This is a genomic window from Streptomyces sp. URMC 126 (assembly GCF_051386555.1).
In the GTDB taxonomy this organism is placed as follows: domain Bacteria; phylum Actinomycetota; class Actinomycetes; order Streptomycetales; family Streptomycetaceae; genus Streptomyces.
Window position 1 is genome coordinate 1 of sequence record NZ_JBPQTX010000126.1, and the last position, 18,633, is coordinate 18,633.

Sequence of the window (18,633 nt, forward strand, 5' to 3'; positions counted from 1 at the left end):
GGGGGGGGGGGGGGCCCCCCCCCCCCCCGAGAAACGGCGAAAGGGCGGGGCCGGGGCCTCCCACCCCACCCACCGCCCGGGAGCGTCAGCGCTCGCCCGCCCCCACCGGCCGTCCCGTCCGAGCGGCCAGCCGCACATGCACATCGGCCCCCTCCGGCGCCGGCCGGGCCGCGCCGAAGGCCCCCTCCTTACCCTCGGCAGGCAGCATCTCCGCCACCGCCAGGGCGAACTCGGACAGCTCCGGGTCGAGCGCGACGGGCCGGCCGAGCGCCTCGTCGAGATCCCAGCTGTGCACGACGGTCTCCAGCACCAGGAAGCTGATCACCGAGTGCCCGGGCGACTTCCCCCACGGCACGTCGAACGTGGACGTCAGCAGGGACTCGTCGTCCCAGGCGTCGGCGAGCCGCGTCCCGGCCTCGGCGACGGCGGCGGCCCAGCCGTCGTCGGCGACCTCCGGCGCGGGGAGCGGGCCGCCCGCCTGGAACCCGCCGCTGGAGGCGACGCCCGCCAGCGCGTGGGCGGCGCCGACTATGTGGCCGAGCAGCCCCCGGACGTCGTATTCGGCGCAGGGGGTCGGGTCGGCCAGCCGCTCGGGCCGTACGGCGTCGGCGACGGCGGCCAGCTGTGCGACGGCCCGGCGCAACTGTGGGCGCGGGTCGGGAACGTTCTCGGTGTCCGGCACGGGCGGCTCTCCTCGGTGCGGTGTGGTCGTGGTGCGATGCGGTGCGGTGATGGACCGGGACGGCCCGCCGCGGCCGGCGCGATGCCCGGGCCCGGCGGCTCCCCCGAGCAGAGCCTGCCGCCGCGAAAGCCCCACCGACGTGCGCTTTTCGGCCATTATTCGGAGGCTCCCCCTCCGGAGCGGCCGGGACCGCCGTGCCCGGCGCGCACGGCACCGACCGCCGGGTACGGCCCGGCCCGTCAGCTCGTAGAATCGTCCCCACCATGGCCTACCTCGACCACGCAGCCACCACTCCGATGCTCCCGGAGGCGGTGGCGGCGATGACCGCCCAGCTCGCCACCACCGGAAACGCCTCGTCGTTGCACGCCGCCGGCCGGCGCGCGCGGCGGACCGTCGAGGAGGCCCGCGAGTCCCTCGCCGCGGCGCTCGGCGCCCGGCCCAGCGAGGTCGTCTTCACCGCCGGCGGCACGGAGGCGGACAACCTCGCCGTCAAGGGCCTGTACTGGGCCCGGCGCGCCGCCGACCCGGCGCGGACCCGCGTCCTCGCCAGCCCGGTCGAGCACCACGCCGTCCTCGACGCCGTCGACTGGCTGGCCGCCCACGAGGGCGCCACCGTCGAGTATCTGCCGGTGGACGTCCACGGCAGGGTGCACCCGGAGGCGCTCCGCGAGGCGATCGTCCGCGACCCCGACGACGTCGCGCTGATCACCGTCATGTGGGCCAACAACGAGATCGGCACCGTCCAGCCGATCGCCGAACTCGCCGCCGTGGCGGCCGAGTTCGGCATCCCGATGCACTCCGACGCGGTCCAGGCCGTCGGCCAGCTCGACGTGGACTTCGCCGCGTCCGGCCTCGCCGCCATGACCGTCAGCGGCCACAAGATCGGCGGGCCGTACGGCGTCGGCGCGCTGCTGCTCGGCCGCAGCCAGGCGCCCGTCCCGCTGCTGCACGGCGGCGGCCAGGAGCGGCACGTGCGCTCCGGCACCCTGGACGTCCCCGCCATCGCCGCGTTCGCGGTCGCCGGGACGCTGGCCGCCGAGCGCCGGGAGGAGTTCGCCCGGGAGGTCGGCGCGCTGCGCGACCGGCTGATCGCCGGCGTCCTGGAGACCGTCCCCGACGCGGTACTCGGTGGCGACCCCGACCCCGCGGGCCGCCTCCCCGCCAACGCCCACTTCTCGTTCCCCGGCTGCGAGGGCGACTCGCTCCTGCTGCTCCTGGACGCCCAGGGCATCGAGTGCTCCACCGGCTCCGCCTGCACCGCCGGCGTCGCCCAGCCCAGCCACGTCGTCCTGGCCACCGGCACCGATCCGGAGCTCGCCCGGGGCACGCTCCGCTTCTCCCTCGGCCACACCTCCACGGAGGCGGACGTACGGGCCGTGACGGAGGCCATCGGCCCCGCCGTGGCACGGGCCCGGAGCGCCGGGCTGTCCTGACTTACCCTGGACGGGTTATGACTGAGTTCCCCGGTGCACCCACAGGCCCCCGCGACGGTCGTCGCCTCCGCGTCCTCGCCGCCATGTCCGGCGGCGTCGACTCCGCCGTAGCGGCGGCCCGCGCCGTCGAAGCGGGCCACGACGTGACCGGCGTGCACCTGGCCCTGTCGGCCAACCCGCAGTCCTTCCGCACCGGCGCCCGCGGCTGCTGCACCATCGAGGACTCCCGCGACGCCCGCCGCGCCGCCGACGTGATCGGCATCCCCTTCTACTGCTGGGACCTGGCCGAGCGCTTCCGCGAGGACGTCGTCGAGGACTTCGTCGCCGAGTACGAGGCCGGCCGCACCCCCAACCCCTGCCTGCGCTGCAACGAGAAGATCAAGTTCGCGGCGCTGCTGGACAAGGCGCTCGCCCTGGGCTTCGACGCGGTCTGCACCGGCCACTACGCGACGGTCGTGCTCAACGAGGACGGCACCCGCGAGCTGCACCGCGCCAGCGACATGGCCAAGGACCAGTCGTACGTCCTCGGCGTCCTGGACGAGCGGCAGCTCGCGCACGCCATGTTCCCCCTCGGCGACACGATCACCACCAAGGAGGAGATCCGCGCCGAGGCCGAGCGCCGCGGCCTGGCCGTCGCGAAGAAGCCGGACAGCCACGACATCTGCTTCATCGCCGACGGCGACACCCGCGGCTTCCTGGCCAAGCGCCTCGGCACCGCCGAGGGCGACATCGTCGACGAGACCGGCGCCAAGGTCGGCACCCACGAGGGCGCCTACGGCTTCACCATCGGCCAGCGCAAGGGCCTCCGCCTCGGCCACCCGGCCCCGGACGGCAAGCCGCGCTACGTCCTCGACATCTCCCCGGTGAACAACACCGTCACCGTGGGCCCGGCCGAGGCACTGGACGTCTCCGCCCTCACCGCCATCAGGCCCCGCTGGTGCGGCACCGCCCCCACCGGCCCCGGCCGCTACACCGCCCAGCTCCGCGCCCACGGCGGCGAGACGCCGGTCACGGCGGAGCTCGTGGACGGCGTCCTCCAGGTCACCTTCACCGCCCCCGTCCGGGGCGTCGCCCCCGGCCAGGCGATCGTCCTCTACGACGGCACCCGCGTGGTCGGCTCGGCGACGATCGCGTCGACGGAACGGGCCGTCGCGGCCTGAACCGCGGGCAGGGGCCGGCGACGGCGTGGCGTGGCCATGGCCCGTCGGGCTCTCCCCACGGCCCGGACGTCGTCGCCCCCGCGTCTCCCGGCCGGCCATGGTCACCCGGAGGCCGTCCGAGGATCCGCACCTTCCCCAACGGCCGGGAGCGCGAGCAGAGCGTGGTACGCGGCCTGGACGAGGGTGTTGCCGGGGCCGGGCGCGGTGTTCGCCAGGGCGACCAGGGCCGTGCCGTGGCGCGGGACGAAACCGGCGAAGGCGGTACAGCCCGGGGTGCCGCCCGAGTGATGGTGGACGCGCGAACCGTCGTGACGGGGACGGATGTTCCAGACCAGCCCCAGACCGTCACCGCGAGGCAGGCGGAGCCGGGGGCGCCGGACGTCGGCCAGCGCGCCGCGCAGGGTGGCGGGCACGCCGGCCGAGGCCGGGTCGAGCAGGGCTTCGGCGAAGGTGAGCAGATCCCGCGCGCTGGACCGCAGGGCTCCCGCGGCGGGCAGGCCCGGCAGGACGAGCGGGGGTTGGGCCCGCCCGTACCGGTGGCCGGTGACCTGGGTGAGGCCCGCGGGGACGGCGGCGGCGCAGTCGGTGTCCCGCAGCGCGAGGGGCTTGAGCACCCGGTCGGCGAGCAGTGACGCGTAGGACGGTGCCGGGCCGGACGAGGAGTCCCCGGCCGCGGCCGTGAGGGCGTGACCGAGCACGCCGACGCCGAAGTTGGAGTAGTGCACGCGGGTTCCCGGAGCATGGCGCGGGCGGGTGCGGGCCAGGGCGCGCAGTACGTCATCGGTGCCGAAGCCGGCGTAGGGGTTGGTGAGCAGCCTCGGGACGGCCGAGCGCAGCAGGCCGGGCGGGAGCCGGGGCAGCCCGGAGGTGTGGGTCGCGAGGTGGGTGAGGGCGATGGCCGCGCCGTGTACCCGGGGGACGGCAGGGAGGTGGCGGCCGAGGGGGTCGGCGAGGCCGAGTTCGCCGCGGGCCGCCTGCTCGGCCAGCAGCAGGGCGGTGAACGTCTTGGTGAGGGAGCCGATTTCGAAGCGGGTGCCGGCGTCGGCCGGCAGGCCGCCGTGGTGGGCGGTGGTGCCGCGCACGAGGAACGCGCGGCGTCCGCTGTGGTGCAGTCCGACCGCGACGGTACTGGCTCGGGGAGCCGCGAGCAGCAGGGCGCGCAGCTCCCGGTGGACCGGGGCGGTGGGGTGGAGGCGGCCGGCCTCGCTGTCCGGGCTGAGCGTCCACGGGCCGGCGGGGCGGGTCATGGGCGGCCGTCGGCCGGCCGGAGGGCGGCGCTGTCCAGGGCTCGGGTGAGGGCGACGGTGCCGGCGACGGCGGCCACGACGGTGGGGTGCTGGTGGTCGCGGAAACGGGTGGCGGGGTCGTCGTCGACGGGTTCGCCGTCGCGGGGCACCAGACCGTCCGCGTGCTGCACTTGGGCCAGGAGCCGCCAGTCGGTGATGTCGCCGTGGGGTGCGGGCAGGCAACTGTCGACGATCAGCAGCTCGCCGACCAGGTCCCACTGGCGGCTCTCCGCCCAGACGTCGGTCCAGACGGGCAGCCAGCGGTCCAGGTACGCGGCCAGGTCGTCGGGCAGCCACTCCGGGTGGGCGCCCCAGTCGGTGAGGTGGAAGACTGTGTGGGTGACGGCGTAGGCGGTCGCCCAGTCGAGGTGCCACGGCTGCGGTGTGCCGCCGAGCCACGTCGCCCTCGTCAGCGTCCGCCAGGTGGCGGCGTCCACGCTGTGGCCGTGGCCGGTGAGGCGCAGGGCGTTGGCGACGGCGAGTCTGCGGCTGGGCGGGTGCTCGGCGGACCGGACGGTCCCCATGGCGGCGATGTGCGGGATGAGCCGCTCCATGTCGGCATTGCGGTACCCGGCCCGGGCGAAGTGGCCGTACCCCTCAAGGGCGTCGGTGGCCAGGGGGTGGCGCAGCATGCGCTCGTGGAGGAGCGCGCCTTCCCTCATCTGCCGCCAGGAGAAGTCCAGCAGCTCACGGGCCAGTGCGCGCTCGGTGCCGCCGGCGGTCCCGTCGCGCAGGATCAGTGAGGCGGCCAACGCCGTTTCGTGCAGGGCCTTGTACGCCTCGCCGTCGCCGATGACCCCGCTCTCCAGAGCACCCATGGTGTGCTGCGTGTGCTGCGTGTGCAGCCAGTTCAGGGCACGGGAGCGGATGGCGTGGGCCGTCCGGGCCAGGACCGCCGTCACGGGCTGCCGCCGCCCGGCCCGAGCAGCCGACGGGCGCACTCCGCGTCCAGCAGGCAGCGCTCGCCGCCCCCGCGCAGCGCGATGTCCTCGGTCAGCAAGCGCACGTCCAGGGGGAGGGTGGTGCCGTCCGCGGCCGGCCAGGCCAGCCACCGGGTGATGCGGGCCGCGGTGGGGAAGTCGCCCCGCAGCAACGCCCGGACGGCGCCTCGCGCCAGCGCCAGGCGGTTGGCGCGTGCGGCGTAGTGAAGCGGGGTGTCCAGTCCCGGCAGCGCGAGTGACGCGACGGAGGCCATCCGCAGGGACCACCGCACCCAGCCGTCCCCACGCCCGTCGTCCGGCCCGGTGCCTGTCCCGGTCACGATTCCGGTGCCGTGACGAGACGCGCGGGCGTCACAAGGCGGCGGCCCCTGCGGCATCGGCACCGCGATCCTCGCGCGCCCGGGATCGAGACGGGCCAGGACGGTGGCCAGCCCCCAGTCGATCCAGGCCCGTACCCACGGCCCCTCCGGCCCGCCGGGCGGTGCGGCCGTCGGCCGCCGTGCGGGCGGCAGGGCCGCAAGGGCCAGTTCGACGGCGGCCGACTCCTCCGGCGGCACGGCCTGCCCGGTCAGTACGTACGGAGCCAGGGCGTCCGCCCCCAACAGCCGCACACCACCCGCCACGGCCACCGGGCCCGGGGCGCCGGCGGCTTCCTCCGCGCCCTTCAAATGCGCCCACACATACGCGGAACGCGCAGTGCCCCGCAGAAATCCACGGGCACTGCGCGCCACACATTCGGCAGCCGCACCGTGATCGAGCGGCGGGTCCTGGGTGATCAACGGCGGCGGGGCTCCTTCGGCTGCTTCGGCGAAAGGATCAGAACGCCGCCGAGCGAGATCCCGCATTCCGGTCGGGGCAGGGGAGCGTCGCTCACCGCGGTCTCCGAAGGAGCCATCAACTCCTCCAGCAGCTCGGCCTGCAGGACCAGACTCTCGTGCCGCAACGTCTCAACTGCCATCGTCGCTCCTTGGGGGAGAAGGCCTGCGCTACCCCAGCGATTGCCGCTGCCCGGCGCGGAACACCCCACGGGGGCGGGTTTCACCCGAATGGGTGAGCGCCGACGACTGGTCCGTGCTTGTGGCGCTCACGCTCGGGTGCCGCTTCATCGGAGTCGCCCACGGCGCTCACGGCAGTCGCGGCTCTTGCGAGCCGGTACGACGCCTCAGGCGCGGGCGCCGGCTCTGATGTCGCGGAGCAGCGAGCGGAAAGCGTGGCGGCTGAGCTGTACGACCCGTTCCGGGTCGGTGCTTTCGCGAAGGGCTACGCCGTGGGCGTTCCCGTGCACCTGCGTGCGTACCTGTAGGCAGTTGTTGCCGCCGTCCTCGGAGAACGTCGACTTGACCCAGTTGCGGTCGACCAACTCACTCACCTCTCAAGCTCTTCGATGACGGTGAGGGTGAAGCCCCTCGGCTGTCGCGGATCAGCGAGTGAAAGGCGCTCGCGCTGATGCGTATGACCCGCTCGGGGTCGGTGCTTTCGCGGAGGGCTATGCCGTGGGCGTGCGCACACACCTGTATGCAGTTGTTCCCGCCCGCGTCGGAGAATGACGACTTGAACCATGTCGGCTCAGGCACGAGGAGTACCTCTTACAAGTCCTTGAGGATCCGGTGGATGTAGTCGCGGGAACTCTCCTGACTCAACGCCGCCTGCTCGGCCAGGTCAAGACGCTTGCGGAAGTGTGCCAGCTGGGTGGGGGAGTCGACGAAGACCGCTCCGGTGGGGGAGTCCATGTGGACGGTGTCCAGGTGGGCGTTCGCGGCCTCCGCGTACAGGACGGCGGAGTCGCCGAACAAGGGAAAGCCGCCCGTGGCGAAGGGAATCACCAGCAGCGTGACGTTGTCCCATTCGCTGGCCTCCAGAAGGCGATTGAGCTGGGCGCGCGCGACGTCCCGGCCGCCGAGTTGCACGCGCAGGGCCGCTTCGTGGATCACTCCCACATACGGAGTCGGGTCGCTCCCGGTGAGCACCTGCTGCCGCGCGAGACGGTGCGCGATTCTCAGCTCGACTTCCAGGCGGGGCAGCGGTGGTGTGAAGAGCTGGAAGACGGCTCGCGCGTGGTCTTCCGTCTGGAAGAGGCCGGGCAGGTGCGCCGTCTGGACCGTGCGTAACCGTACGGCGTCGTGTTCCATTTCGGAGACGTCAAGGAATCCGGGAGGGATCTTGCCCCGGTACTCCTCCCACCAGCCGCGATTGCGGCCTCCTGTCATGCGGGCCAGCGCGTCGACCAAGTCCTCGTCGTCGCACTGGTAAATGCTCGCCAGACGGCGAAGGCGCTCTTCGCTGATGCCGAAGCGGCCGGCCTCGATGTTGGAAACGACCGTCCGGGTGGTCCCCAGCAGATTCGCCGCTGTCGGCGCGGACATGTCCGCCGCCTCGCGGAGGCGACGAAGCTCCGCACCGAACCTGCGTTGACGGATCGTCGGGGCGTGCCTTGGTGCCACGTGCTCACTCCTCACTCGCGCCCAGTGTGCCGACGCGGGCGTGTCAGGTCCACCGAGGAGGCAGAGTTCACTCGTTCTGGGAGCTTCGGTAGAACCGTTATGTTGCGGCGCGCTACCGTCGCTCCCCGAGCGACACCCGCTCCCCGTCCCCCCGCCTCCCGGAAGCGCACCGCGCTCACCCCTCCCGCGGCACTGACACCGTGAGGCACCAGAGCTCTGGATCCCCGCCCGGACAGGCCCGACTCGGGGCTGTCGCAACGCCGTAGAGCCATCGCGATCCGCATGGAGGTGCCCTCGTGGCCACCCGCCCCCCACACCCCGCTCCCGTCCCGCAACCGCTCCCGCTCACCGCGCCGTGGGAGTACGAACTCGACTTCCCCCGTGACCCGCGTGCCCCCGGGATCGCGCGTATCACTCTGCGGGCCGTGCTCGCCGTGCACGGGCTGGAGCAACTCGCGGACCGGGCCGAGCTCCTGACCTCCGAGCTCGCGACGAACGCCGTCCGGCACGCTCCGGGTCCCGCGACGGTCCGGATCGGCTGGGACCACCCCGTGCTGCGGGTCAGCGTCGCGGACGCCGGTCCGTACGTTCCGATCCCGGCTCCGGCCGTGCCGGAGACGGCCGTCGCGCTGGACGCGGTCCGGGGGAGGGGGATGCTGATCCTCGACCTCATCGCCCACCGGTGGGGCGGGTTCCCGCTGGGGGTGCCCCCGTTCCCGGCGGAGGGGAAGATCATCTGGTTTGAGCTGAGGCTGGACGCCGGGGCGCCGCCTCCGGGGTCCGTTCCCGCGCTGGTCGCCTGAGCGCGGCGCGGTACGGGCGGGGGGCCTGCTCGCCGGCCGGCCCCCGCCCGCGCCGCCGGGTGCGTCAGCGGGAGGTCCGCGAGACGTTCGTCACCGAGCAGCGGAAGGTGCCCGTGGCGCCGGGCTTGGCGATGTAGACCGTGGAGACGTCGGCCGTCCGGTTGCTGTTCGGCGCGACGGACATGATCGAGGTGAAGCGGGTGCGGGTGTCGCCCTCCGGGGTCGTGAACTTCACGGTGAGCGAGTAGTCGTTGGTCTGCGACGCACTGCTGTTGGTCGCGGTGATCTTGGCGGTGATCCCCGTCGAGCTGCTGTAGGTGCAGCTGTTGATCCTGATGTCCCGCATGGCGTCGTTCGAGCTGCCGCGGCTGCGGCCGGACGAGCCGAGGATCGACGAGCCGCCGCTGGTCGAGTCGCCGGAGGTCGTCGTCCCGCTGGACGTCGATCCGGTGCTGAAGCCGCCCGAGGTGGAGTCGGAGCCGCTGGACGTGGTGCCGCCGTACGTGCCGCCCGACGAGTCGCCGCCGGACGTGGACGTGCTGCCGCCGGACGAAGAACTGCTGCTACTGCTGCTGTGGTGGCTGGAACCGCCCCCTCCGCAGCTGCCGCCGTGATGGCCCCGGGCGCCGGTCAGTGCGACGACGCAGACGCCGAAGATGGCCGCGGCGCGGACATGACGAAACTTCACTGGTTCGGAACTCCCCCGTTGTCAGGCTTTTTTGCCCGTTCTTTTGACGAGCGCACGCCAGACTAACCAGATCTTTACAAGCTCAGAAATCCTTGAGCCTTCTGTGACAAGGGTGGGATGAAACCGGTGGCGAAACGGAACCGGAGTGGCTGAAAAAGGGCGGTAAACGGCGGCATACCGGGCATGCCGGGCGGGTCGCGGCGTGGGTTGGAGGGAGAGCCGTGACGGGCTTGGGCTCAGGGCGCGTCCGGCGTCTCCGGAGGCCCGGCCGGGAGGAAGGCCCGTACCCGGAAGCCTCCCTCGGCCGGTCCCGCCTCCAGGGTGCCGCCGAGCTGCTCGGCCCGTTCCCGCAGGCCCGTCAGGCCGTGTCCGCCCGACGGCAGGGCGGCCGCCGCCTCCGTACCGCCCGGGGCGGCGCTGTTGACGACCTTCACGACCAGGGCGGCCGGGCCGTCGCCCCGGACGACGTCCAGCCCGACCGTGACGGCCGCGCCCTCGGCGTGCTTCCTGACGTTGGTGAGTGCCTCCTGCACCGTGCGGTAGGCGGCCTCCTCGACCTCCGCCGGCCACTTCAGCGCGTCGAGCGCGGGCAGGTCCGCGTCCAGGCGGGCGTCGAGGCCGCTCCGCGCGACGAGTTCGGGCAGCGCGCCGAGCCGCGGCCGGAGCGCCGTGTCGCCGGGCGTCGAACGCAGGACGCCGAGGAGGCCGCGGAGTTCGCGCAGGGCGGTGGCGCCCAGGCCGCGGATCACGGAGGCGGTCTCGCGCGCGGCCGGTTCCTCCGCCGTCCGCTCCAGGGCGCCGGCCTGCACGGTCATCAGGCTGACCTGGTACGAGACCACGTCGTGCATCTCCCGCGCCAGCCGCGCCCGTTCGGCGACGACGGCCCGTTCGGCGATCAGCTCCGCCTCCCTGCGGTGGGCCCGGGACAACTCCTCGATGTGATCGGCCAGTTGTCGGCGGGCGCGGCTGAGCTGGCCCATCGCCGTCGGCCCGGCCGTCATCAGGGCGGACGAGAGGACGCCGAACAGCAGCGCGTCGTCCCGGGTGTGCCAGGCCCCGAGCACCGAGGGCCACCACGGGCCGAGCGCGGTGAGGAAGAACGCCAGGGACCAGCCGTAGACCGCCCGCCGCTGCTCCAGGGAGCGCGAGACCTGGTACATCGCCACCATGGGCGCGATCAGCAGATGGCCGCCGAAGGTCACGGGGAGCGCGGTGACCAGCGCGGGCACGGGGAAGCGGCGCCGGACGAACAGCGCGGCGACCGTCACGGCGTAGAGGGCGGTCTCCGCCGGACCGGCGACGGGGTACATGGCCGCCGTCTCGGCCGCCGCCACCGGAAGCAGGATCAGGTCCCGGCGGACGCTCCGCCACGTCAGAGACGGCCGCTCGGCCGGCCGTGGTCGCCGCCGGGCCGGCCACGGGCGGCGCGGGAGCCTCACGCGGGACCGGCCGGGCCCGGCTCCCCGTCGAGCCCTGCGTCGAGGCGGACCAGCCCGTGGTGGTGGGCGAGCACCGCCGCCTGGACGCGGTTGGCGGCGCCGAGCTTGGCGAGGATCGCGCTGACGTGGTCCTTGGCGGTGGCGGCGCCCATCAGCAGGGCGGCGCCGATCTCGGCGTTGGACTTGCCCTGGGCCAGCAGGGTCAGCACGGCGCGCTCGCGTTCGGTGAGGGAGGCGAGCCGGGCGGGCGGGGCGCCGCCGCCGGCGCGCAGGTAGCCGTCGACCACGCTGTCGGCGACCGCGGGGGACAGGACGGTCCCGCCGGACGCCAGAATGCGGACCGCGCTGGCCAGTTCGTCGGGGACGGTGTCCTTGACCAGGAACCCGGCGGCGCCGGCGCGCAGGGCGGGGGCGATGTGCTCGTCGCCGGAGAAGGTGGTGAGCATCGCGACCACGGGCGGCTCCGGCAGGGCCAGCAGCGAGCCGAGCACCGAGAGGCCGTCCACCTCGGGCATCCGGATGTCCAGCAGGACGACGTCGGGGCGGTGTTCGGCCGCGAGGGCCACGGCCCGTACGCCCTCGCAGGCCACCGGGACCTCGATGTCCGGTTCGGCCTCCAGGATGCTGCGGATCCCCGCGCGCAGCAGCTTCTCGTCGTCGACGACCATGACCCGGATCACTATCACCACTCCTGCGCGGGTACCGGTCAGGAAATATAACAACCACCCGGCGGTTCGGGCCCCGCCGGTACCCGCCGACCGGCGGGGACGGAAACCGACGGTCGGCGGGTACCGGCGGGTGCCTCCGGCTTGCCACCATGAATGCGGGGGATGCGGTCCGCGTCAGCCGGACATTCCGGAGGCGGGCGGCCGGCCGCGCGTTCCACGGGGGAGCGCGGCCGGGGAGCCGTACGGCCAGGGGGGACGTACGGCTCCGGGGGGCCGTCCCGACAAGGGACGGACCGCCCGCCTCCGGAACGGGCCCGCCCCGGCCGCGGTGCTTCCCCACCCCCGATGGGGGTTGCCGCGGCCGGGACGGGTGCGTTCCGGAGGCACCGCGGCCTTCCCGGAGGCGCCCGGGGGTCACGCCCGGAGTCGTACCTTCCGGACGTCCGCCGTGCGCCGGTAAGGCAAGCTGGGCACATGGCAACACATGTGATCACCGGTGCCGGATCGGGTATCGGAGAGGTGCTGGCCGAGCGGCTGCTCGCCCGCGGGGACGAGCTCTACCTGTTCGCGCGGGACGCCGGACGCGCGAAGGAACTGGCGGACCGGTTCCCCGGCGCCCGCACGCTCGTCGGCGACCTCGCCAACCCCGACCGGCTCTCCTGGGCCCTGGAACACCAGACGCTCCCCGAGCGCGTCGACTCGCTGCTGCACGTGGCGGGCGTCGTGGACCTCGGCGGGGTCGGCGAGCTGACGACGCGGACGTGGACGAACACGCTCGCCGTCAACCTCGTCGCACCGGCGGAGCTCACCCGGCTGCTGCTGCCCCAACTGCGGGCGTCCCGTGGGCACGTCGTATTCGTCAACTCGGGTGCCGGGCTCAACGCGGGACCCAACTGGAGCGCCTACGCGGCCAGCAAGCACGGGCTGAAGGCGCTCGCCGACTCCCTGCGCGCCGAGGAGCACGCCAACGGGGTGCGGGTGACCAGCGTCTACCCGGGCCGGACGGCCACCGCCATGCAGGTGAAGGTGCACCAGCAGGAGGGCAAGGAGTACGACGCCGCGCGGTGGATCGAGGCCGGCTCGGTCGCGTCGACGGTGCTCCACGCGATCGACCTGCCCCGGGACGCGGAGATCAACGACATCACGGTCCGGCCGGGGCGCTGAGTCTCCGGGGGGGGCGCGCACGCCCTGCCGCGAGGGCGCACGCCTCTCCGCGAGGGCGCATGTCCTCCCCAGGGGCGTGCGCCCGCCCTGTGTGTCCGTGCTGTGCGCCCGCCCTGTGCGTCCGTGCTGTGCATCCGCCCTGTGCGCCCGGACCGGCCGGGCGCGTCTCGTACCCTTCCCGGGTGAGCCAGACGATCGAGACCAGCGAGCCCCGTGAGAACCGCCCCTGGGGGCCCGGCGCCGCGACCGGCGTCGGGTCGATGCCGGGCACGGACGCCCGGGAGGCGGCGAAGACCGTCACCGGGTCCCTGGAGACCCTCCCGTACCTGCCGGAACTGCCGGCGCGCGGACCCGGCGCGGACATGATCGGCCGGACCGCCGGCCTCCTGGTGGAGGTCTTCGCCCATGTGGAGCCCAGCGGCTGGCGGATCTCCGACCGGCCCGGCCGCGACACCCGCCGGGCGCGCTCCTGGCTGCGCGAGGACCTGGACGCGCTGGAGGAGTTCACCCAGGGGTACGAAGGAGCGCTCAAGGTCTCGGCCGTCGGGCCCTGGACGCTCGCCGCGGCCCTGGAGCTGCGCGGCGGCGAGGCCGCGCTGGGCGACCCGGGCGCCTGCCGCGACCTCACCGCCTCGCTCGCCGAGGGGCTGCGCGGCCACCTCGCCGAGCTGCGCCGCCGGGTGCCGGGCGCGACGCCCGTCCTCCAGCTCGACGAACCCTCTCTGACGGCGGTGCTGCGCGGCCAGGTCCGTACGGCCAGCGGCTACCGGACCCACCGGGCCGTCGACCGGGCCGTGGTCGAGGGCGCGCTCCGGGAGATCGCCGCCGTCGCGCGGGAGGCCGGCGCACCCCTCGTCGTGCACTCGTGCGCTCCCGGCGTGCCCTTCGCGCTGCTCCGGCGCGCCGGGGCGACCGGGGTCTCGTTCGACTTCTCGCTGCTCACCGAGCGTGAGGACGACGCGCTCGGCGAGGCCGCCGAGGCCGGAACGACGCTCTTCGCCGGCGTCGTGCCCGGCGTGGACGGCCCATTGTCCGACCCTGCCGGTAGCGTCATGGGTGTCAGGACGCTGTGGCGCCGACTGGGGCTGTCACCTGCGACTCTCGCCGAGTCCGTGGTGGTCGCCCCGGCGTGCGGGATGGCGGGCGCCTCGCCCGCGTACGCCCGCGCGGCCCTCGCCCACTGCGTCCGGGCGGCACGATCACTCGTGGACAACCCTGAGTGACGGCGCCGGAGGGCGCACCAGAGGACAACGGGAGGACGAGACGGTGGCTGTCGAACAGCACGGCGGGCACGACGGGCGCGGCGGAAGCGGCGGGGAGCCGGCCGCGGAGGCGTCGACGCCCGCGGCGGCGCGGGAGCGGCACGCCCTGCTAGCCGAGCAGATCGAGGAGCACCGCTTCCGGTACTACGTGAAGGACGCGCCGGTCGTCAGCGACGCCGAGTTCGACCGGCTGCTGCGCGAGCTGGAGGCCTTGGAGGAGGAGCACCCCGAGCTCCGCACCCCCGACTCGCCCACCCAGAAGGTCGCGGGCTCGTACGAGACGGAGTTCACGTCCGTCGAGCACCGCGAACGCATGCTCTCCCTCGACAACGCCTTCAGCGACGAGGAGCTGGCCGCCTGGGCCGACCGCATCGCCAAGGACGTCGGCGAGGGCGCGGGCTACCACTTCCTCTGCGAGCTCAAAGTGGACGGCCTCGCCGTCAACCTGACCTACGAGCACGGGCGGCTCACCCGCGCCGCCACCCGGGGCGACGGCCGCACCGGCGAGGACATCACGCCCAACATCCGGACCATCTCCGAGATCCCCCACCGGCTGAAGGGCGACCGGATCCCCGCCCTGGTCGAGGTGCGCGGCGAGGTCTACTTCCCGATGGAGAAGTTCCAGGAGCTCAACGCGCGCCTGGTCGAGGCGGGCAAGCCGCCGTTCGCCAACCCGCGGAACGCGGCGGCCGGCTCCCTGCGCCAGAAGGACCCGCGGGTCACCGCCACCCGCCCGCTGCACATGGTGGTGCACGGCGTCGGCGCCCGCGAGGGCTTCGACATCGACTGCCAGTCGCACGCCTACGAGCTGCTCCGCGAGTGGGGCCTGCCCACCGCCGCCCACGCCGAGGTGGTGGACTCGCTGGACGGCGTGCGGAAGTTCATCGCGCACTACGGCCAGCCCAAGGTGCGGCACTCCATGGAGCACGAGATCGACGGCGTCGTCGTCAAGCTCGACGAGGTGCCCCTCCAGGGCCGGCTCGGCTCCACCGCGCGCGCCCCGCGCTGGGCCATCGCCTGGAAGTACCCGCCGGAGGAGGTCAACACCAAGCTCCTCGACATCCGCGTCGGCGTCGGCCGCACCGGCCGCGTCACCCCGCAGGCCGTCGTCGAGCCCGTCACCGTCGCCGGCTCCGAGGTCGAGTTCGCCACCCTGCACAACCAGGAGGTCGTCAAGGCCAAGGGCGTCCTCATCGGCGACACGGTCGTGCTTCGCAAGGCGGGCGACGTCATCCCCGAGATCCTCGGACCCGTCGTCGACCTGCGGGACGGCAGCGAGCGCGAGTTCGTGATGCCAGCCGAGTGCCCCGAGTGCGGGACGGCGCTGCGCCCCATGAAGGAGGCCGACGTCGACCTCCGCTGCCCCAACGCCCGGTCCTGCCCCGGCCAGATCCGCGAGCGGATCTACTACCTCGCGGGCCGCGAGTGCCTGGACATCGAGAACTTCGGCTACGTGGCCGCCTCCGCCCTCACCCAGCCGCTGGAACCGGCCACGCCGCCGCTGCTCAACGAGGGCGACCTCTTCGATCTGACGATCGAGGAACTGCTGCCCATCAAGTCCTACGTCCGTGACCCGGACACCGGCCTGCCCAAGCACGACCCCAAGACCGGCGAGGAGAAGGTCGTCACCTTCTTCGCCAACCAGAAGGGCGAGCCCAAGAAGAACGCCCTGGCCATGCTGGAGAACATCCAGGCGGCCAAGACCCGGCCGCTCGCCCGGATCGTCAACGGGCTCTCCATCCGGCACGTCGGCCCGGTCGCCGCCGCCGCGCTGGCCCGCGAGTTCGGCTCGATCGACCGGATCGCCGCCGCCACCGAGGAGGAACTGGCCGCCGTCGACGGCGTCTCCGACACCATCGCCGCCGCCGTCCGCGAGTGGTTCGCCGAGGACTGGCACCGCGAGATCATCGAGAAGTGGCGGGCCGCCGGCGTCCGGATGGAGGAGGAGACCAGCGGCGACGAGGGCCCCCGCCCGCTGGCCGGCCTCACCGTCGTCGTCACCGGCACCCTCACCTCGTACACCCGCGACCAGGCCAAGGAAGCGCTCCAGACCCGCGGCGCGAAGGTGACCGGATCCGTCTCGAAGAAGACCGACTTCGTGGTCGTCGGCGACAACCCCGGCTCCAAGTACGACAAGGCCATGCAGCTGAAGGTCCCCGTGCTGGAGGAGGACGGCTTCGCCGTGCTGCTCGCCGAGGGACCGGAAGCGGCGCGCGCCGCCGCCGTGCCGCAGGAGCCCACCCCGGCGGAGTAATGCCCGCAGGGCCAGTGGGCATTACCCCTACAGCGCTTTCCGAACGCCCCGCGCGGCCGGATCCTGTTCGGGCAACCGCCGCCGATCGCTGCCCGTCGTAGCCTTCTGCGGCCTACTGTTGAGATGTGCGCCTGCCGTGGCGCGGGCACCGCCGGCTGTGAGAGGGACGGGCATGAAACCCACCGACAGCGCCGAACCGGCATCGCGGCTGCGCAGGGATCCCCCACCCGCGCTGCCGGTCGTCTGCGTCCCCCTCGCGCTGCTCGTCCTCGCCCTGGGGATCGAGCACGCGGCCGCCGCGGACCACGCGGTGTTCCCCGGGCGGACGGTCGGCTGGTCCCTCGCCACCCTCACGGCCCTGATCGTCGCTCATCTGGTCGCGCTGGGCCGGGACCGGTGGTGGGGGGGCTCCGGCTCCGGAGCCGCCCTGACCCTGGCCGTCCTGCTGCTGCACGGCTGGCTCCCGGCCGCCGTCATCGGCATCGCCGTCGTCACCTTCGTCACCACGGCCCGGCGGCACCGCTGGCGCCAGGCGTTACTCCACTGCGCCGTCGACGTCCTCGGCGTCGCGGCGGGCGGTGCCGCCCTCGGGCTGCTCGGCGTGCACGCCTCCGTGGAACACCCCTGGCTGCCCAGCGGCTGGCAGCCCTCCGACATCCCCCGGATCGCCCTGGCGGCCTTCGTCTACCTCACCGTCACCCGGGCCCTGCTCTGGCGTCACCTCGCCCCGCCCCACTCAGGGTTCGCCGGGGGCGTCGCCCGCGCCGCCCTGCTGCGGCAGGCGCTCGTCGGCGGCGCGCTGCTCGGCATAGCCCCGCTCATCGCGGTCGTCGCCGAGCACACCCCGCTGCTGCTGCCGCTCTTCGCGATCCCCCTCATAGCCCTCGACTCCACCCTGTGGATAGCCCACGCCCGGGCGGAGGAACAGCTCCGCGACCCGCTCACCGGGCTCCCCAACCGGCAGTGGCTCCTCGAACGGACCTGGGCCGCGCTCGACGAGGCCGAACAGGCCGGCGAGCGGACCGCGCTCGTCCTCATCGACCTCGACCGCTTCCGGTCCGTCAACGACACGCTCGGCCACCTCGCCGGGGACCGGCTGCTGCTCCAGATAGCCGCCCGGCTCCGGGACGCGCTCCCGCGCGACGCGGAGGCCGCCCGGCTCGGCGGCGACGAGTTCGCCGTCCTCCTCCCCGCCGTGGACTCCCTCACCAGCGCCCAGCGCGTGGCCCGCGGCCTCGTCGCCGCCCTCGGCTCGCCCCTCGACCTCGACGGCCTCACCCTCGTCCTGGAGGCCAGCGCCGGCGTCGCCGTCCACCCCGACCACGCCCTCGACGCCGAGGGGCTGCTGCGCCGCGCCGACGTGGCGATGTACCAGGCGAAACGGGACCGCAGCGGCGTCGAGGTCTACGAGGCCCGCCGCGACGGCAACACCCCCGACCGCCTCGGCCTCCTCGGCGACCTGCGCCGCGCCCTGGACGCGGGCGAGGTCGAGCTGCACTACCAGCCCAAGGTCGGCTTCGACGGGCACGTCGAGGGCCTGGAGGCGCTGGTCCGCTGGGTGCACCCGGAGCGCGGCCGGGTCTCGCCGGACGAGTTCATCGCCATCGCCGAGTCGTCCGGGCTGATGCCGCGGCTCACCGAGTACGTCCTGGAGACCGCCCTCGGGCAGGTCGCCCGCTGGCGGGCCATGGGCCTGGAGGTGCCCGTCGCCGTCAACGTCTCCCCCCGCGACGTCCACACCCCCGGCTTCGCCGGCTCCGTCGCGGCCCGCCTCGCCCGGCACGGCGTCCCGCCCGGCGCCCTCCAGCTGGAGATCACCGAGCACGTTCTCCTGGAGGACCCGCAGCGGGCCGCCGACGCGCTCGCCGGGCTCACCGGGCACGGCGTGAAGATGTCGCTGGACGACTTCGGCACGGGGTATTCGTCGCTGGTCCACCTGCGGCGTCTGCCCGTCAGCGAGCTGAAGATCGACCGGTCGTTCGTGGCCCGGCTCGCCATCGACAACGAGGACGCGGAGATCGTCCGCTGCACTCTCGATCTCGCGCACTCCCTTGGTCTTCTCGTGGTCGCCGAGGGGGTCGAGGACGACGAGACGTGGGAGCGGTTGCGGGATCTGGGGTGTGACGCGGTGCAGGGGTGGCTGGTCGCCGCTGCGATGCCTCCCGAGGAGACGACGGCGTGGCTCCGCCTGCGCGAGGCCGGCTGGCGGCGGGAGGACCCGCCGGCCGCCCCGGCGCCCGCGCCGGCCCCGGCGGTGACCCCCGCCCCCGCGGTGGCGGAGAAGGAGGCGGACCAGCCGGTGACGTAGGGGTGCCCCGGTCCCGCCCCTTCGCCGATTCCCGGGGGCAAGCCCCCGCGCCCCCGAAGCGCCCTGCGGGCGCTGTCCTCAAACGCCGGACCGGATATCAAGCC

At 74.0% G+C, this 18,633-nt stretch carries 19 protein-coding genes; 8 read left to right on the forward strand and 11 right to left on the reverse strand.

What is annotated here, in order from left to right; translation table 11 throughout:
- Positions 1-85: 85 nt before the first annotated feature.
- Positions 86-682, reverse strand: coding sequence for a TIGR03086 family metal-binding protein (locus ACSNOK_RS17045; protein WP_436781540.1), 597 nt, complete (start codon positions 680-682; stop codon positions 86-88).
- 263 nt (positions 683-945) lie between these two features.
- Here ACSNOK_RS17045 and ACSNOK_RS17050 point away from each other — a divergent pair, with 263 nt between their 5' ends.
- Together ACSNOK_RS17050 and mnmA are read left to right on the forward strand one after the other, a co-directional pair.
- Entirely contained in the window at positions 946-2,115 is a 1,170-nt protein-coding gene (locus ACSNOK_RS17050; protein WP_436781541.1) for a cysteine desulfurase family protein, read from the forward strand.
- A gap of 17 nt (positions 2,116-2,132) precedes the next feature.
- Positions 2,133-3,275 carry a tRNA 2-thiouridine(34) synthase MnmA gene (mnmA, locus tag ACSNOK_RS17055; protein ID WP_436781542.1) on the forward strand — a complete coding sequence of 381 codons (1,143 nt, stop codon included), beginning with the start codon at positions 2,133-2,135 and terminating at the stop codon, positions 3,273-3,275.
- A 101-nt stretch (positions 3,276-3,376) separates the two neighbouring features.
- On the opposite strand, the gene ACSNOK_RS17060 is transcribed toward mnmA, so the two are convergent.
- From ACSNOK_RS17060 to ACSNOK_RS17090, 7 genes are all read right to left on the reverse strand, one after another.
- A complete protein-coding gene (locus ACSNOK_RS17060) occupies positions 3,377-4,522 on the reverse strand; it encodes a serine hydrolase domain-containing protein (RefSeq protein WP_436781543.1) in 1,146 nt (381 codons plus the stop codon).
- The gene (locus ACSNOK_RS17065) at positions 4,519-5,463 is read right to left on the reverse strand and encodes a DUF6895 family protein (protein ID WP_436781544.1); all 945 of its coding nucleotides are present in this window, start codon (positions 5,461-5,463) and stop codon (positions 4,519-4,521) included. Before ACSNOK_RS17065 ends, ACSNOK_RS17060 begins: the two co-directional genes overlap by 4 nt.
- The gene (locus tag ACSNOK_RS17070) at positions 5,460-6,182 is read right to left on the reverse strand and encodes a hypothetical protein (RefSeq protein WP_436781545.1); all 723 of its coding nucleotides are present in this window, start codon (positions 6,180-6,182) and stop codon (positions 5,460-5,462) included. Before ACSNOK_RS17070 ends, ACSNOK_RS17065 begins: the two co-directional genes overlap by 4 nt.
- 95 nt (positions 6,183-6,277) lie before the next feature.
- Positions 6,278-6,460, reverse strand: a complete 183-nt coding sequence (locus ACSNOK_RS17075; RefSeq protein ID WP_436781546.1) for a hypothetical protein — start codon at positions 6,458-6,460, stop codon at positions 6,278-6,280.
- Between the two features lie 204 nt (positions 6,461-6,664).
- Positions 6,665-6,871, reverse strand: a complete 207-nt coding sequence (locus tag ACSNOK_RS17080) for a DUF397 domain-containing protein (protein WP_436781547.1) — start codon at positions 6,869-6,871, stop codon at positions 6,665-6,667.
- Complete coding sequence (locus tag ACSNOK_RS17085) at positions 6,864-7,076, reverse strand: DUF397 domain-containing protein (RefSeq protein ID WP_436781548.1); 213 nt, start codon at positions 7,074-7,076, stop codon at positions 6,864-6,866. Before ACSNOK_RS17085 ends, ACSNOK_RS17080 begins: the two co-directional genes overlap by 8 nt.
- 12 nt (positions 7,077-7,088) lie before the next feature.
- Entirely contained in the window at positions 7,089-7,919 is an 831-nt protein-coding gene (locus ACSNOK_RS17090) for a helix-turn-helix domain-containing protein (RefSeq protein WP_436781556.1), read from the reverse strand.
- A gap of 320 nt (positions 7,920-8,239) precedes the next feature.
- Here ACSNOK_RS17090 and ACSNOK_RS17095 point away from each other — a divergent pair, with 320 nt between their 5' ends.
- On the forward strand, positions 8,240-8,746 hold the full coding sequence (locus ACSNOK_RS17095) for an ATP-binding protein (RefSeq protein ID WP_436781549.1): 507 nt from the start codon (positions 8,240-8,242) through the stop codon (positions 8,744-8,746).
- Positions 8,747-8,810: 64 nt separating this feature from the next.
- On the opposite strand, the gene ACSNOK_RS17100 is transcribed toward ACSNOK_RS17095, so the two are convergent.
- Positions 8,811-9,092: a hypothetical protein gene (locus tag ACSNOK_RS17100; protein ID WP_436781550.1), complete on the reverse strand. Its 282-nt coding sequence runs from the start codon at positions 9,090-9,092 to the stop codon at positions 8,811-8,813.
- Here ACSNOK_RS17100 and ACSNOK_RS17105 point away from each other — a divergent pair.
- Complete coding sequence (locus ACSNOK_RS17105) at positions 9,091-9,360, forward strand: hypothetical protein (protein WP_436781551.1); 270 nt, start codon at positions 9,091-9,093, stop codon at positions 9,358-9,360. The two genes, ACSNOK_RS17100 and ACSNOK_RS17105, sit on opposite strands and share 2 nt — an antisense overlap.
- A 310-nt stretch (positions 9,361-9,670) precedes the next feature.
- On the opposite strand, the gene ACSNOK_RS17110 is transcribed toward ACSNOK_RS17105, so the two are convergent.
- Both ACSNOK_RS17110 and ACSNOK_RS17115 read right to left on the reverse strand, forming a co-directional pair.
- Positions 9,671-10,768: a sensor histidine kinase gene (locus tag ACSNOK_RS17110; RefSeq protein WP_436781552.1), complete on the reverse strand. Its 1,098-nt coding sequence runs from the start codon at positions 10,766-10,768 to the stop codon at positions 9,671-9,673.
- 101 nt (positions 10,769-10,869) lie between these two features.
- On the reverse strand, positions 10,870-11,553 hold the full coding sequence (locus ACSNOK_RS17115; protein WP_436781557.1) for a response regulator: 684 nt from the start codon (positions 11,551-11,553) through the stop codon (positions 10,870-10,872).
- A gap of 462 nt (positions 11,554-12,015) precedes the next feature.
- Between ACSNOK_RS17115 and ACSNOK_RS17120 the strand changes: the two genes are divergently transcribed.
- From ACSNOK_RS17120 to ACSNOK_RS17135, 4 genes are all read left to right on the forward strand, one after another.
- Positions 12,016-12,705, forward strand: coding sequence for an SDR family oxidoreductase (locus tag ACSNOK_RS17120; RefSeq protein WP_436781553.1), 690 nt, complete (start codon positions 12,016-12,018; stop codon positions 12,703-12,705).
- 182 nt (positions 12,706-12,887) lie between these two features.
- Positions 12,888-13,928, forward strand: a complete 1,041-nt coding sequence (locus ACSNOK_RS17125; protein ID WP_436781554.1) for a methionine synthase — start codon at positions 12,888-12,890, stop codon at positions 13,926-13,928.
- Between the two features lie 145 nt (positions 13,929-14,073).
- On the forward strand, positions 14,074-16,221 hold the full coding sequence (ligA, locus tag ACSNOK_RS17130) for an NAD-dependent DNA ligase LigA (RefSeq protein WP_436781558.1): 2,148 nt from the start codon (positions 14,074-14,076) through the stop codon (positions 16,219-16,221).
- A 172-nt stretch (positions 16,222-16,393) separates the two neighbouring features.
- Entirely contained in the window at positions 16,394-18,529 is a 2,136-nt protein-coding gene (locus ACSNOK_RS17135) for a putative bifunctional diguanylate cyclase/phosphodiesterase (RefSeq protein ID WP_436781555.1), read from the forward strand.
- Positions 18,530-18,633 lie beyond the last annotated feature (104 nt).

Coding starts and splice junctions, on each gene's coding strand:
- ACSNOK_RS17050 (WP_436781541.1), top strand. CDS start 946: ATGGCCTACCTCGACCACGCAGCCACCACTCCGATGCTCCCGGAGGCG.
- mnmA (WP_436781542.1), top strand. CDS start 2,133: ATGACTGAGTTCCCCGGTGCACCCACAGGCCCCCGCGACGGTCGTCGC.
- ACSNOK_RS17060 (WP_436781543.1), bottom strand. CDS start 4,522: ATGACCCGCCCCGCCGGCCCGTGGACGCTCAGCCCGGACAGCGAGGCC.
- ACSNOK_RS17075 (WP_436781546.1), bottom strand. CDS start 6,460: ATGGCAGTTGAGACGTTGCGGCACGAGAGTCTGGTCCTGCAGGCCGAG.
- ACSNOK_RS17105 (WP_436781551.1), top strand. CDS start 9,091: ATGGCGTCGTTCGAGCTGCCGCGGCTGCGGCCGGACGAGCCGAGGATC.
- ACSNOK_RS17100 (WP_436781550.1), bottom strand. CDS start 9,092: ATGCGGGACATCAGGATCAACAGCTGCACCTACAGCAGCTCGACGGGG.
- ACSNOK_RS17120 (WP_436781553.1), top strand. CDS start 12,016: ATGGCAACACATGTGATCACCGGTGCCGGATCGGGTATCGGAGAGGTG.
- ACSNOK_RS17135 (WP_436781555.1), top strand. CDS start 16,394: ATGAAACCCACCGACAGCGCCGAACCGGCATCGCGGCTGCGCAGGGAT.